Source organism: Agrobacterium sp. 10MFCol1.1 (assembly GCF_000381165.1).
Classification (GTDB): Bacteria; Pseudomonadota; Alphaproteobacteria; order Rhizobiales; family Rhizobiaceae; genus Agrobacterium; species Agrobacterium tumefaciens.
This window is the reverse complement of record NZ_KB906080.1, coordinates 182,734-196,872: the sequence shown is the minus strand read 5'-3', so window position 1 is coordinate 196,872 and position 14,139 is coordinate 182,734. Positions and strand designations below refer to the sequence as shown.

Here is a 14,139-nt window from a genome sequence, read left to right as displayed (position 1 = left end):
ACGCTAAGCCGACGCAAAGCGCCGGGCAAGAGCCGTCTCACGAGATAGATGCGGCAGGCACGCTTTTCCTCTCAGTCTTGAGACTTCCTCCGCAGAACCTTGACATTTCTGCGGAAGAAAGCTGGCCATGCACCAGTATCTCTCCCATAAGGCCGAACAGAAATGGCCAAGCCGGCCCGAAAAACCGAAGTTCCGCTTTGCCGTCATCCCCACGGCGCGCCAGACTTTCGCATGGGTTTCCGGCAGCCCATCTCTGCTCGCGCTTTCGACCACGCTTGCAATGATGGTCTTCTTCACTGTCAGGCCGGATATCGATCTTGACGCCAGTCGCTGGTTCTGGACAGATGGTTTTCGTCTTGGCGAGGATCAATTCTTGATTTCCGTCCGCGATCTGAACCGCGCACTTCCCGCCGTTTTATTGTCCACGCTTGTCTGCCTGCTCCTTGCCACGCCATTTGTCTCCGGCGTGCGGCGTGCCATCCGCCCTCACAAACTGCTACTTGTTCTCACCTTTTATGCGCTTGGGCCGGGTGCGACCGTGCATGTGCTGAAAAACCTGTTCGGACGTGCCAGACCGCGGCATATCAGTGAATTCGGGGCAGATTTGTTTTTTACGCCCGTTCTTTCCCTCGATGGCAGCTGTTCGCGCAACTGCTCCTTTCCGTCCGGCGAAAGCGCGTCCGCAATCGCCCTGCTGGCGTTCATCATCTTCCTGCCGGAAAAATTCCGCCTGAGTGCCACGGCGATCTTGATGCCGTTCATAGTGCTTTGCTCCCTAAACAGGGCAGCTATGGGCGCACATTTTCTCTCCGATGTCCTGATTGCATGGCCACTGATGCTCGCCGTGTTCCTCTCACTGCATCGGCTGTTCACGAAGCATGCGGACACAATCGACACTGCGTTTCTGCGCTAATTCATGGGAATACGGCATAGCGCCGAACAAAGGTCATGCCCCGAGCAATAAATTTGTGTTCGGGGTTCGTCCGCCGCCTGCTCAAATCGCACATGCCCGTGCCTGTGGTCTGGTACGGGCATGTGCAGACGGTGACTGCCTTATTTCACCTGGGCGACGACCAGCTTGCCATCCGCACGTTCGGCGATGAACTCGATGTTCGCGCCTTCCTTGAGCTTGGCGAGCAGGGCATCGTCCTTGACGCGGAACACCATCGTCATGGCGGGCATATCGAGGTTTTTCAGTTCCTCATGAATGATGGTGACTTTCTTGGCGGTAGCGTCGACCTTCTTCACCGTACCTTTGGTGAATTCCTGTGCGAATGCGCCAAAGGGGGCTGTAAGCAACAAAGCGGCTGCAAGGGTAATTTTAACGATCGTCTTCATGGTCAGATTCCTTTTTTCGATTGGTTACTTGGCCGAAACTTTGAGATCGCCGCGCATGCCGGCCTCGTAATGTCCGGGCTTCAGGCAGGCGAATTCGAACATGCCGTCATTGGTGAATTTCCAGATGATTTCGCCGCTTTCGCCCGGCGCAAGGCTGATTGCGTTCGGATTGTCGTGTTCCATCTCCGGGGCCTTTGCCATGGCGGCCTTGTGCTCCAGATTTGCGCTCTGTTCGTCGAGAATGAATTCATGGTCCAGCTCGCCGACATTCTTCACGGCAAAGCGAACGGTCTTGCCCTTCTTGAATTCGAACTTGGCGGGCGTGAACAGCATCTTGCCATCAGGCGTTTCCTTCATGGTGACCTGTATGGTCTGGGTTACCTTGGATTTGTCGCCGGGTTCGCCGATCGCCATCGCTTCATGGCCGCCGCCGTGGGTGCCCGATGCGAAGGCGGGTGTGGCAAGAGCGGTGAGAAGCAGTGCAAGTTTCAGTCTGGTCATCGAATTTTTCCTTGGTTCTGGTGGGGATATGGTCTGCACGATCAGCCGTGTTTCATCGGTTTCGGCGTTATCTGTGTTTTCGGATCATTGGTCTTTTCGGTATCCGGCACGTCGCCGGTCCATTCCCAGGCCTGGGTACCGGGCGGGTTTTGGTACCAGCCGGGATCTGAGTAATCGCCCGCGGAGATGCCTTCGCGGACCTTCACCACGGAGAACATGCCGCCCATTTCGATGGGGCCGTGCGGACCCCAGCCGGTCATCATGGGAACGGTGTTCTCAGGGATTTCCATCTCCATCGCGCCCATATCGGCCATGCCGGCTGTACCCATCGGCATGTATTCCGGCCGCACCTTGCGGATCTTTTCGGTGACGGTCTTCTTGTCGACGCCGATGAAGGTCGGGACATCGTGTCCCATCGCATTCATCGTGTGGTGCGACTTGTGGCAATGGATCGCCCAGTCGCCGACATATTTGGCGTCGAATTCATAGGCCCGCATGGCGCCGACGGGGATGTCGATGCTGACCTCCGGCCACCGGGCCTCGGGCCGCACCCAGCCGCCATCGGTGCACGTCACCTCGAAATCATAACCGTGCATGTGGATCGGGTGGTTGGTCATGGTCAGGTTTCCGACCCTGACACGCACCCGGTCGTCCTTGGAGACCACCAGCGGATCGATGCCCGGAAATACCCGGCTGTTCCATGACCACAGATTGAAGTCCGTCATGGTCATGATTTTCGGAACGTAGGAGCCGGGATTGATGTCGAAGGCGTTGATCAGGAACACGAAGTCGCGATCAACAGGCATGAAGGTCGGGTCCTTTGGATGGACCACGAAAAAGCCCATCATGCCCATCGCCATCTGCACCATCTCGTCTGAATGCGGGTGGTACATGAAGGTGCCGGACTTCACGAGATCGAACTCGTAGACGAAGGTCTTGCCAACGGGGATATGCGGTTGCGACAGGCCGCCGACACCGTCCATGCCTGATGGCAGGATCATGCCGTGCCAGTGGACCGTTGTATGTTCCGGCAGCTTGTTGGTCACGAAAATCCGCACCCGGTCGCCTTCTACGGCCTCGATGGTCGGGCCGGGTGATTGGCCGTTATAGCCCCAGAGGCGGGCGGTCATGCCCTCCGCCATCTCGCGTTCCACTGGCTCGGCGACAAGGTGGAATTCCTTGACGCCATTGTTCATCCGGAAAGGCAGGGTCCAGCCGTTGAGGGTGACGACCGGATTGTAATCGGGACCGGTAGTGGGCTTGACGGGGGCTTGCGTCGCTGCCGTTTCCATCACGGCCGCTTCCGGCAGGCTGCTATTCGATGTCTTTGCCCAGGCCGCCGTGGAGACCATTGCGGCGCCGACGCCCAGAAAGTTTCTTCTATTGAACATGGTCGTTTCCTTTCTCAGTGTCCGCCACCGCTGCCGCCACCAGTGGCGGCAACTTCGGTCTCCGCGCCTGCCGTACCCGCGCCACCGCCGTAGATGGCGGGCGCAAGGCCGGCTTCCGCGAGCCAGAAGTCACGTTTGGCATTGATGGCGAGCAGGTTCGAATTGACCTTTTCGCGGCTGTCGGCGAGCAGTTCGAAGGTGTTGGTGAGCATGCCGTTATAGGTCAGCAGCGACTCCTCCTCGATCTTGGTCCGCAGCGGCACCACGCTGTTGCGATAGTGCCGGGCGATGTCGTAGTTCGAGCGATAGGCCTGATAGGCGGAGCGGGCTTCGGAGCGGATATTGACCGCTTTTTCGGCCAGCAGGTTTGCTGCGCGCATATAGGCGAGTTCGGATTCCCGCATTCTTGCCCGACCGGAATCGAAGATCGGAATGATGAATTCCAGCTCGGCATTGCCGGTCGTCTGTTTGTGTTTTTCGCCGTCTTCAAGTTCGCGTTCGGTCTCGAAGCCGGAACGAAGTTCTAGATCGGTGACGTATCGGGTAGCTTCTGTGAGTTTGAACGACCGGGCGGTCGATTCCAGATCGAGCTTCGCCATCTGCAAATCCACCCGGCGCTGCAGCGCCTCGGCCTCGATCATCTCACGTTTGGCCAGATCCTTTGGAAGCTGGGGCAGGCGGTTGGGGATGGAGTAGTCTATGTCCGCGCCCCACAGGCCCATCAGCCTTGTCAGTTCCTCCTTCGCAAGCCGGGCTTCAAGCCGCGCCTTGGCGATCTGGCCGGTCAGTTCGGCATAGAAGACCTGCTCGCGAGCCTGGCCTTCCTTGTTCAGCGAGCCTGCTTCGCCAAGCTTCCTCGCAAGTTCCGAAGCGGCATCCGCGGCTGTCTGGGCCTGCGCCAGCTGGCCGACATTTTCCCAGGCAGCAACCGCCGTGATCCAGGCGCGGCGGGTATCTGCCGCCAATTGCAACGTCTTCAGCGCGGCTGCGAGCTGCGCCTTTCGGAAGCCGGTATCGGCAATCTCGACATTCTGTTTGAGCGTGGCCAGTGCCAGAATATTGGTGACGATCACACCCTCGATCGCCTTGTAGGCCCGGAGCCCCGGAGTGCCGATCCCCGTCAATCCGATGCCGACCCTCGGATTGACCAGCATGGTCGATTGCCAGGCGGTTGCGGCCGATTCACCCAGATCGGCATAGGCCGCCTGAAGGCCCTTGTTGTTGAGGAGCGCGACCTGAACCGCCGTCTCGACATCGATTGTTTTCGCTGACATCAGCGATTTGACGCGGGTTGCGGTTGCCTGCGCCTCAGCCCGGTTCTGTATCCAGACAGTCTGCTTTCCCGTCGCCTCGGTCGCCCTGGCCGAAACGGTGGTGAAGCCTGCGTTCTTCGAGGTGTAGTCGGCGGCCGTGACGCAGCCGCCAAGAACGAGCGGGACGGAAAGGACGGCCGTGAGTTTGATCACGCGTAGCGTCATGATGCGTCTCCTTTCGGAGCCTGCGCATCGTTCTGGTTTCGCCAGGGCTTCGGGTCCACCGGAGCACGGTGCGAGTAACCTGTGACCGGTGTCTTATAACGCAGAGGGGTGACGCCGAGCGACGGGTTTGTCGCGTCTTCATACGAGGCGGCCTCGTTCATCGAGGATGTGGCTGTGCAGCCGCCCAGCAAAAGGGGCGCTGCAACCACGATGTAGATAGGGTTCATGGTAATTTCCGAACAGGAGATGCAACGGCGCGACGGCGCTAAAGCCGTTCACGCACGATCATTGCCCGAGAGGCGGGCTTTGCCTGTTCAGATATTCGGTGGACGGTGAAGCAGCGGGATCTGGCCCACGGTCTTGCTGTCGTCAAGGAAGGAACGGATGGAATTGACGACTGGTCCGCCAAGGGCGTCATGCGCAATCAGCACCGCCATGCCGAGACAGAAATCGTTGCAGCATTCCTGCTTCACGGGCTTTTTGACGCCGCTGTCGTGGTCTGCCGTATCCATATTATGGTGGTCGCTGGACATCATGGCCGAACCGCCATGGTCCATCATCGCGCCGTGATCCATCATCATGGCGGATTGGGTGGTCTGCATTTCCGCGGTATCGGGACCATGCATTGCGGCATTGACGGTGGAAACGCTGTATCCCGCCAGTGACAATATCATCACCAGTCGAAACAGCAGTGCCGTCAATTTCGATGTTCGCAACATCCCACGCATGCCCTGTAGAAGAGCCGCAGTCCTGAAGTTTGTCAATGGATATCGCTCATAACCATCAATAAATAGCACGTCTGCCGGTTCTTAAACCTCACACTGTCTCCATAAAGGCATCGTCGAGAATGAGGAGTTTACGCGCCTGCATGCGGGCATATTCCTCGTAAAAGCCCTGGGAGATCCAGAGAGCGGAACGCCCCTTCCGTCCGCTCCAGCCGATGCCGCCGATCAGTTCGGCCGCGTCAAGCTTGCGCCTGACATGGATTCGGGAAAGGGAGAGCGATGCCGCCAGTTGCGATGGTGTTTTCACATCCGTCAGGTGTCTGCCCTGTTCTGTCGGCTTTTCCCAGTCGATCCCGGCGATCAGGCGGTCCATCAGCAGCCCGCCCGCGTCGAACCAGTTGAAGATGATGGAAAGCGGGCCCGGGCAGCGCACTTCCGGATTGGACAGCAGCGCCTGCGCCACGCGCGGATGGATGTGTGCGAGCATGGTTTCGGATCGCTCGATAAACCGAGAGGCTCTGAACCCCTCATCGATGAGGTCCAGCGCCTGAAAATGCACGTCGTACCATTGGGCAAGCATCGCCAGGGTGGACGGTGAAGGCACCACGCCATCGGCCGGCTTTTCGCCGGCTTGGTGCGCCGGTCTTGTCAGGCCGCGTTTCAGCGCCTCTTTGAAGAAGGCATAGGCGACATCATGGCTGGCAATGCCGTGTTGGAGCGCGAGTTGGCCGAAATCTTCCCGCGTCAGGGCGGGTTCGTCCGTTCCGGTCTTGCGCTTTTGAAAATAGAGCGCCAACAGCGCGTGGCAAAGAAGCCGGCTCTGGCGCGTGGCGAAAAGCGCGGTCATGTCGGGCGAACCTTCGTAGAGGGTGATGCAACTTCCCGCCAGCAGCCGTAGTGCTGCCGCGAAAGCACCCGTTTGAAGCAACCGGTCGATTTCGCTGGGTGGTAGCCTGCGGCCAACGGCGGAGGCGTCCGGCAACCCGGAGATCGCGAAATCGAAAAAATTGGTCATGGGCAGCGCTCCTCGAATTGCCGGCACCACCCTCCTTGCGGAGTGTAATGAGGATTGGATGATCCATCGGCCTTACAGGGGTCGGGATGAGGCGTCTTCTCATTGCGCGCAGAGGTGACACTTTTAGGCCGTCGGCATGCCCGTGGCGCGGGCTTCGCCGGGCGTCATGCCATAGGTGCTGCTGAACACCCGGTAAAAGGTTGGAAGACTGTCGAAGCCGCAGCCATACGCGACCTGCGTGATTTGCAGGGCGGGAGATTCCAGCAGCAGGCGTCGCGCTTCCTCGATCCGCATGGAGGCGAGCGTGCGGGAAAAAGACAGCTCCGCGCCTTCGAAAACGACGTGCAGTTGCCGAAGCGAAATGCCCAGTTCCTTTGCCACTGCGGCAGGCGTGAGGTTCTGCCAGGACTTTTTGCGCATCATGATGTCCTGGGCCGCATAACAAAGCCCGGTGCGGAGTGCGGCGCGCACTTCCGGCATTGCAGGCGAAAGTCGTCCACGCGCCGTCATGGCTAATCGAGCGATATGCGTCACATCGCGCACGGGATCGATGAGCCTGCTGTGTTCGGCGTTCAGCGCGTTGAAGAGCGCCCGGAACGGCCGGGAGAAGGCGGTCTTGTCGGCGTAACGCGTGGCGAACAGGTCATCGGCCGGTCGGCCAAGCATGACTTCGTCGTCGACAGGGATCTTGAGCATCTTGTAGTGAAAATCCGCCTCACCGCCCGGTATCGCGTCATAGGGCAAGTCCGAATAGTTGATGGTGAAATCACCACCGCTAACGGCATGGATCCTGTCTCGACCGGCATGCAGCAACCCCGAACCCCTTACCTGCAAGCCAATGCAGAGGCTGTCGCCGGCAATGCGGGCAATATCGGCTTCCGTGCGGTTGACCCGGTATGAGGAAGCGCGCATTTCGCTTACGACGGCACCTGCAACAGAGCGCGCCTGAAACGACCCGCTGAAGGTCTGGCGGCGATCCGGCGCAAGCTCGATCGTTACGCCAAACAGGCTTTTGCCGCGCACTTCGCGCCATTGGTCGAAGCGGTGCTCGGGCTGAAAATCCTCGGTTGCGAAACGGATGATGGTGTTCGTGGCTTGCTCCCCCCAGATGAGCCATGTCCCCGCGGCTTATTGTTCGGTTGCGCGAAACCCAAGATGGACGAGCGGATAGGGCCGTCCCTGCCCGTCGAGGTCGGAGCGTCCCGTCGGCTTGAAACCGAGCCGGCGATAAAAGCCCATGGCCTGCGTATTCTGTTCGTTGACATCGGTTGTCAGCGCGGGGTGTGCGGCAAGCGCTGCGTGCACGAGCGTCTTGCCGATTCCTCTGCCGTGATAATCCGGATCGATGAAAAGCGCTTCCATGTGCCCTTCATGCAGAAACATGAACCCGAGAGGCTTATCCGACGCATCGACGGCGAGCGTCAAAGCGGCCTCGGGAAGAAAAGCCGTCACTTCTTCCTCGATTGCGGCGCGATCCGCTCTGTGAAGAAAATCATGGGTAGCGTCTACAGCCTTACGCCATATTTCAAGGATGCGGGCCGTGTCGCGAGCGTTAGCGGGACGAAGTGTGATCATGTCTCACCCTTAGCAATTGCGGCGTTTTTGCGCCATCGGTCTTTTCCGCAAGGCGTTTTCCCATTCGCTAAATCCCCGCAGCCAAACGCCGCAGTCTTATCTCGCATATTTCTTCGATCTCCGTTGCCTGACGTTTTTCTCGAAAAAAGTCCTTGCAAAAGGGTCCGATAAAAAAATAGATAAAAATAAGTTCTATCTATTTATTTGAAGGGAAGATCGCCGGATGAATCAGATTATCACGGAAATTGAACAAAATCAGGCGCAGATTCCCTCAATCAAAGCGGATCCTTCACTCGAAGAAGCAAAAATTATCTATAATTTACCATTTAATGACCTCCTGTTCCGGGCACAGCAGGTGCATCGTCGCCATTTCGATGCCAACGCCATCCAGATGAGCCGGCTTTTATCGATCAAGACCGGCGGCTGCCCGGAGGATTGTGGTTATTGCAGCCAGTCCGCCCGCAATCCAACAGGTCTGAAGGCTTCCAAACTCATGGAGGTGGAGCGAGTGCTGGCAGAGGCGCGCAAGGCGAAAGAGGGCGGGGCGACGCGCTATTGCATGGGGGCGGCGTGGCGCAACCCTAAGGAGCGCGACATGGAGGCGGTGGTGGCCATGGTCGAAGGCGTCAAGGCGCTCGGCATGGAAACCTGCATGACACTCGGCATGCTGACGCCGGAACAATCCGAACGTCTCGCTCACGCCGGGCTAGATTACTACAATCACAATGTCGATACGTCGGAGCGGTTCTATTCGGAGATCATTACCACCCGCACCTTCGAGGATCGGCTGGAAACGCTCGCCAATGTTCGTGATGCCGGCATGAAGGTCTGCGCCGGCGGCATTCTCGGCATGGGAGAAACGGTCGAGGACCGTATTTCCATGCTGGTAACCCTTGCCAATCTGCCGGTTCCGCCGGAAAGCGTGCCGATCAACATGCTGATCCCGATCCCCGGCTCGAAGCTTGCCAAAGCCGCTCCGGTTGATCCGATCGACTTCGTCCGCACCATTGCGCTTGCGCGCATCCTCATGCCCCGTTCGCATGTGAGGCTTTCCGCCGGACGTACCGAAATGAGTGATGAGACGCAGGCGCTCTGTTTTCTGGCCGGGGCGAATTCCATCTTCGTCGGCGAGACGCTGCTGACGGCGGATAATCCGGGGGAAGATCACGATACGGCGCTGTTCCGGCGGCTGGGCCTGAAGCCGATGGCGTTGCAAACGGCGGAAGCGGGAGAGACCCGGTGAATTCGTCGGCGCTCTCCGCCTATGAGCTGAAGCTTGCCGGTCTGCACCGCAAGTCGCGCCTGCGGGCGCTAACGCCCCGGCAGGGTATCGACTTCACCTCCAACGACTATCTCGGGCTTGCCGATGCACCCCGGCTGAAGGCGGCGATCACTGACGCAATCGAGAGGGGCGTGCCTGTGGGTGCAGGTGGTTCGCGGCTGCTTCGTGGCAACCATCCCGAACATGAGGCGCTTGAAACGGAGGCGGCGGTATTTTTCGGCGCTGAGAGGGCGATCTATTTCGGTAGCGGATTTGCCGCCAATGTCGCACTTTTTTCCGCACTGCCGCTACGGGACGACCTCGTTCTCTACGATGCGCTGATCCATGCCAGCGTGCATGACGGCATTGCCGCCGGCAAGGCGAAGGCGGTCGCTGTGCCGCATAATCAGGTTGAGGCATTCGAACGGGAAATAAACCGATGGCGGCAGGCGGGCGGCAAAGGTCGCCCGTGGATCGCGGTGGAGAGCCTCTATTCCATGGATGGTGACCGGGCGCCGGTTGCTGCCCTTGCCGACCTCGCCGGGCGACATGGCGGCTTTCTCGTCGTCGATGAGGCGCATGCCACCGGCGTGTTCGGGCCGGGCGGGCGCGGCCTGGCCGCTGAACTGGAAGGTCGGGGTAATGTCGTGGCGCTGCACACCTGCGGCAAGGCGCTTGGCCTTTCCGGCGCGCTTATCAGTCTGCCTGCGGTTCTTGCTGATTACCTCACCAACCGCGCCCGCGGTTTCATCTATTCGACCGCGCCGTCACCGCTGATGGCGGCGGCTGTGCGGGAGGCCTTGCGGATCGTCGCCGACGAGCCCTGGCGGCGCATCCGTCTGGAAGAACTGATAAATTTGGCCAGCGAACAATTACGATCTCAGCTGGCCGTGACGCCCGGCGGCTCGCAGATATTGCCGGTGATGATTGGTGACAATGCGCGTGCACTGAAGATCGCCACGCGTATGCGAGACGGCGGCTTCGACGTGCGCGCTATCCGCCCGCCAACGGTGCCGGAAGGCACGGCACGCCTGCGCATATCCATTACGCTCAATGTCGAGGAAAGCCAGATCGCCGATATGGTCGGGCTGCTCGCCCTCGCCATGGAGGAGGAACGATGAGCCTTCGTTTCATCGTCTCGGGCACCGATACGGGTATCGGTAAGACGGTTTTTTCTGCGGCGCTTACTCACGCATTGCAAGCCCATTACTGGAAGCCGGTGCAATCCGGGCTCGAGGAAGAGACAGACAGCGAGGTGGTGGAGCGGATGGGTGGCGTGCCGCGCGCGCGCATCCTGCCGGAGGCCTATCGCCTGAAAATGCCGGCCTCACCGCATCTTTCGGCCCGCTTCGACAATGTCACGATCGAGCCCGAGCTTTTGCTGCCGCCGGAAACGGATGGGCCGCTGGTGATCGAAGGGGCGGGCGGTCTGCTGGTGCCGCTGACCGACACATTGCTGTTTGTCGATATTTTCGCCCGCTGGCGAATTCCGCTGATCCTGTGCGCCAGAACCTCACTCGGCACCATCAACCACACGCTGCTGTCGCTCGAGGCGCTGCGGCTGAGAGCCATTCCGGTGCACGGCGTGGTCTTCATCGGTGATGAGAACCGGGAAAATCAGCGCATTATCGCCGATATCGGCCGAGTTCGCTCGCTTGGCCGCTTGCCTCGCATACCGGAGATGACTGCCGAGGCGCTGCACCATGCATTCGCTCAACAATTCGATCTCGCTGATTTCCTGGAGGTGCCGGCATGAGTCGTTCCCGCGTCTGGCATCCTTTTACCCAGCACGAGCTGGAACCGCCGATGAAACGCATCGTCTCGGCGGAGGGCGCCTATCTGGTCGATGAGGATGGCCAGCGGTTGTTCGATGCAATTTCATCCTGGTGGGTCATCACTCACGGCCACCGGCACCCGGCAATCATGTCCGCCATCCGCGCAGCGACCGAGACCTTCGACCAGATCATTTTCGCCGAGTTTTCGCACGAGCCGGCCGAAACGCTGGCCAAAGGGCTGATCGAACTCGCGCCTGCCGGCTTGGAACATGTGTTTTATTCCGATAGCGGTTCGACCTCGGTGGAAGTGGCGCTGAAAATGGCGCTCGGTTATTTTCACAATTGCGGTGAAAAGCGAGATCGCATCGTGGTCATGGAGCACGGCTACCACGGTGATACGATCGGCGCCATGTCGACGGGCGAACGCGGCGTGTTCAATGCTGCGTATGAACCACTGCTATTCGGCGTCGACCGACTTGCTTTTCCGGAAGCGGATTGTGAGCAGGAGACGCTCGACATGTTCGAAAGCTTTTGTCGTTCGGGCCGAGTCGCCGCCTTGCTGATCGAGCCGCTTGCTCTAGGTGCCGGTGGCATGAAGATTTACCGCGCGGACGTTCTCGCCGGACTGAAACAAATTGCCGAACGCTACGGTTGCCTTGTCATCGCCGACGAGGTGATGACGGGCTGGGGCCGGACAGGAACCATGTTCGCCTGCGAGCAGGCGGGAGTTTCCCCGGATATTCTGTGCACCTCCAAGGGGCTGACCGGCGGCTCCCTGCCGTTGGCAGCGACCTTGTGCAGTGGCGAAATCTTCGACGCACACTTCTCGACCGATCGCCGCAAGACCTTTTTCCATTCGAGTTCCTATACCGCCAATCCGATTGCCTGCGCTGCCGCTGTCGCCAATCTGCAGGTTTGGCGCGATGAGCCAGTGGTACAGCGCATCGGCCAACTGCAAGAAGTGCTGCGCGACAATCTCGGGCGATTTGCGGATGACAGGCGCTTCACCAGCATACGCCAGATTGGAACCATCGCAGCGCTTGACCTCGTCGTGCCCTCCGGCGGTTATCTCGCGGAGGCGGGGCCACGCATGCGGCAATTGTTCCGCGAGCGCGGGCTCATCATCCGCCCGCTCGGCAATGTGCTCTATCTGATGCCGCCCTATTGTTCGACGGCGCAAGACCTCACCCGCGCCTTTGACGCCATGGACGAAGTGGCCTCGATCGTGACTGAAGCCGCTCCGGGAGAACCCGGCGCGGCCGCGATCAAAAACCGTCTCCGAAAGGCCTGGACAATGCAGACCCGTTCTTCCCGCATGGCTGGCTTCGGGCATGCCGTGCCAGCGCGATGTGTCCGCAACGCCGAGATTGAGACGCGTCTTGGGCTGGAGGCTGGCTGGATAGAGCGTCGGACGGGGATCCGCACACGTTATTGGGCGCAAGAGGGCGAGACGCTGAGCGGCCTTGCCGAAAAAGCCGGCCGCATGGCACTGGAAAACGCGAGAATTGGCGCCGAGGATATCGCACTGACATTGCTTGCGACGTCCACGCCAGACCATCTTTTGCCGCCTTCGGCCCCGCTGCTTGCGCACCGGTTGGGCCTCACACAATCCGGGGCGATCGATCTTGCCGGGGCCTGTTCCGGTTTTCTCTATGCGCTCACTCTTGCGGATGGTTTTGTCCGCACCCACGGCCGCGCGGTGCTGGTTGTTGCCGCCAATATCTTGAGCCGTCGTATCAATCCGGCGGAAAGGGCAACTGCGGTTCTGTTCGCCGATGCTGCCGGCGCCGTCGTGCTTGTCCCCTGCCGGGATGCGCAGCGCGGCCTTTTGTCTGCCGATCTCGTTTCGGATGGGAGCGGTTACGACCTGATCCAGATCGCGGCGGGCGGCAGCAGCCAGCCTTTTTCCAATGATACAGAGGCTGAAGATACCCTGATGACGATGCGGGACGGCCGCGAGGTCTTTTCCCGTGCCGTCGCAACAATGACGCAGACCTCACAGCGCGCTCTGCAACGCGCAGAAATGACGGCCACCGATATCCAGCGGTTCGTGCCGCATCAGGCCAATGCCCGCATGTTCGATGCCGTCTGCGGCAATATCGGCATCGACCGGCAAAAGACGGTACGTACAGTCGAAACCTTCGGCAACTCTTCTGCCGCCACTATTCCGCTTTCGCTTTCCGTTTCCAATGCTGAGCGGCCCATCACGGAGGGTGAAACGCTGTTATTGACGGCGGCAGGGGCGGGGATGACTGGGGGGGCGGTGGTGTATCGAGGCTAGGCCAGCTGGATACGGAAATGTCTGAGTCGGATCGAGCCGCGCGTACAACGTTGGCAGATATAGGCAGAGCGCGGTGATGCAGCTCAAGTGCTCGAAACAGTTTGATTTTGTTTGGAGAAATTTGGCTGGGGAACCTGGACTCGAACCAAGATTAACGGAGTCAGAGTCCGTCGTTCTACCATTGAACTATTCCCCAAAAGCCCGAAGCGGGTTACCGCGTTCGCTTTGGTGGGTCGTCATATAGATGATTTCTTGCGGGGCGCAAGTCGAAAAAATCGAAAAATGCGTTTTCGTCGCTCTTTTGCGTCTGTCTCCTGCGTCAGAGCCGCGCACGGGTGGAGCGTGGGGTGGAGAGCAGAAGGCTGGTCTCGCTACCGGTAATGCCAGGGACAAGGCGGATACGGCGGAGCACCGCGTCGAAATCGCTGAGAGTGGCGGCGTTAAGTTCTACGATCAGGTCCCAGCGACCGTTCGTGCTGTGAATTTCGGATATTTCCGGGAAACCGCCGAGCGTGCGGATGACGCGGTCCGTCACATGGCCTTCAATCTCGATCATCATGATGCCGCGGATCGCCGCCTCCACCGCATCGGCACGCAGGATGACGGTGTAACCGATGATAGTGCCGTCATTTTCCATTTTTTCGATGCGTGAGCGTACCGTTGCGCGCGAGGTTTCCGTCTCGATCGCCAGATCGGAAATGCTGCGTCTGCCGTTATGCCTCAAAAGGGTCACGAGCCGTTCGTCGAGATCATCCATTGGTAGCCATTCTGATAAATAGATTTGACCAAATCGATAGCC

General features: G+C 59.5%; 15 protein-coding genes, 1 tRNA gene and 1 pseudogene. 6 read left to right on the top strand and 11 right to left on the bottom strand.

Annotated features, from left to right (window positions below; translation table 11 throughout):
- Nucleotides 1-127: 127 nt before the first annotated feature.
- Nucleotides 128-913: a phosphatase PAP2 family protein gene (locus F617_RS0120990; protein WP_019566582.1), complete on the top strand. Its 786-nt coding sequence runs from the start codon at nt 128-130 to the stop codon at nt 911-913.
- 140 nt (nt 914-1,053) lie between these two features.
- Here F617_RS0120990 and F617_RS0120985 read toward each other — a convergent pair whose 3' ends face one another.
- The 9 genes from F617_RS0120985 to F617_RS0120945 form a co-directional block, all read right to left on the bottom strand.
- Nucleotides 1,054-1,338 (bottom strand): copper-binding protein, encoded by a 285-nt coding sequence (locus F617_RS0120985; protein ID WP_004431579.1) that lies wholly within the window; start codon nt 1,336-1,338, stop codon nt 1,054-1,056.
- 24 nt (nt 1,339-1,362) lie between these two features.
- Nucleotides 1,363-1,839: a plastocyanin/azurin family copper-binding protein gene (locus tag F617_RS0120980; RefSeq protein ID WP_004431582.1), complete on the bottom strand. Its 477-nt coding sequence runs from the start codon at nt 1,837-1,839 to the stop codon at nt 1,363-1,365.
- A 41-nt stretch (nt 1,840-1,880) separates the two neighbouring features.
- Complete coding sequence (locus F617_RS0120975) at nt 1,881-3,230, bottom strand: multicopper oxidase family protein (RefSeq protein ID WP_004431584.1); 1,350 nt, start codon at nt 3,228-3,230, stop codon at nt 1,881-1,883.
- Nucleotides 3,231-3,244: 14 nt separating this feature from the next.
- The gene (locus F617_RS0120970; RefSeq protein ID WP_019566581.1) at nt 3,245-4,708 is read right to left on the bottom strand and encodes a TolC family protein; all 1,464 of its coding nucleotides are present in this window, start codon (nt 4,706-4,708) and stop codon (nt 3,245-3,247) included.
- Nucleotides 4,705-4,935, bottom strand: coding sequence for a hypothetical protein (locus F617_RS0120965; RefSeq protein ID WP_019566580.1), 231 nt, complete (start codon nt 4,933-4,935; stop codon nt 4,705-4,707). Before F617_RS0120965 ends, F617_RS0120970 begins: the two co-directional genes overlap by 4 nt.
- Before the next feature lie 87 nt (nt 4,936-5,022).
- Nucleotides 5,023-5,436, bottom strand: a complete 414-nt coding sequence (locus F617_RS0120960; RefSeq protein ID WP_026330985.1) for a hypothetical protein — start codon at nt 5,434-5,436, stop codon at nt 5,023-5,025.
- A gap of 88 nt (nt 5,437-5,524) precedes the next feature.
- Complete coding sequence (locus F617_RS0120955; protein WP_019566578.1) at nt 5,525-6,448, bottom strand: hypothetical protein; 924 nt, start codon at nt 6,446-6,448, stop codon at nt 5,525-5,527.
- A gap of 123 nt (nt 6,449-6,571) precedes the next feature.
- A complete protein-coding gene (locus F617_RS0120950; RefSeq protein WP_019566577.1) occupies nt 6,572-7,471 on the bottom strand; it encodes an AraC family transcriptional regulator in 900 nt (299 codons plus the stop codon).
- A gap of 105 nt (nt 7,472-7,576) precedes the next feature.
- A complete protein-coding gene (locus F617_RS0120945; protein ID WP_019566576.1) occupies nt 7,577-8,023 on the bottom strand; it encodes an acetyltransferase in 447 nt (148 codons plus the stop codon).
- 223 nt (nt 8,024-8,246) lie between these two features.
- Here F617_RS0120945 and bioB point away from each other — a divergent pair, with 223 nt between their 5' ends.
- The 5 genes and pseudogenes from bioB (at nt 8,247) to F617_RS28915 (ending at nt 13,340) form a co-directional block, all read left to right on the top strand.
- Nucleotides 8,247-9,266 carry a biotin synthase BioB gene (gene bioB, locus F617_RS0120935; RefSeq protein WP_019566574.1) on the top strand — a complete coding sequence of 340 codons (1,020 nt, stop codon included), beginning with the start codon at nt 8,247-8,249 and terminating at the stop codon, nt 9,264-9,266.
- Nucleotides 9,263-10,405 (top strand): 8-amino-7-oxononanoate synthase, encoded by a 1,143-nt coding sequence (locus tag F617_RS0120930; protein WP_019566573.1) that lies wholly within the window; start codon nt 9,263-9,265, stop codon nt 10,403-10,405. The genes bioB and F617_RS0120930 overlap by 4 nt, the downstream gene beginning before the upstream one ends.
- Nucleotides 10,402-11,040 (top strand): dethiobiotin synthase, encoded by a 639-nt coding sequence (gene bioD / locus F617_RS0120925; RefSeq protein ID WP_013762020.1) that lies wholly within the window; start codon nt 10,402-10,404, stop codon nt 11,038-11,040. The genes F617_RS0120930 and bioD overlap by 4 nt, the downstream gene beginning before the upstream one ends.
- Nucleotides 11,037-12,326 (top strand): annotated as a pseudogene (locus F617_RS28920) (adenosylmethionine--8-amino-7-oxononanoate transaminase); the annotation flags it as partial. The gene bioD and the pseudogene F617_RS28920, both read left to right, overlap by 4 nt.
- Before the next feature lie 27 nt (nt 12,327-12,353).
- On the top strand, nt 12,354-13,340 hold the full coding sequence (locus F617_RS28915; protein WP_026330989.1) for a beta-ketoacyl-ACP synthase III: 987 nt from the start codon (nt 12,354-12,356) through the stop codon (nt 13,338-13,340).
- Nucleotides 13,341-13,462: 122 nt separating this feature from the next.
- On the opposite strand, the gene F617_RS0120910 is transcribed toward F617_RS28915, so the two are convergent.
- Both F617_RS0120910 and F617_RS0120905 read right to left on the bottom strand, forming a co-directional pair.
- A tRNA-Gln gene (locus tag F617_RS0120910) sits at nt 13,463-13,536 on the bottom strand.
- Between the two features lie 123 nt (nt 13,537-13,659).
- Entirely contained in the window at nt 13,660-14,097 is a 438-nt protein-coding gene (locus F617_RS0120905) for an Lrp/AsnC family transcriptional regulator (RefSeq protein WP_004431612.1), read from the bottom strand.
- Nucleotides 14,098-14,139 lie beyond the last annotated feature (42 nt).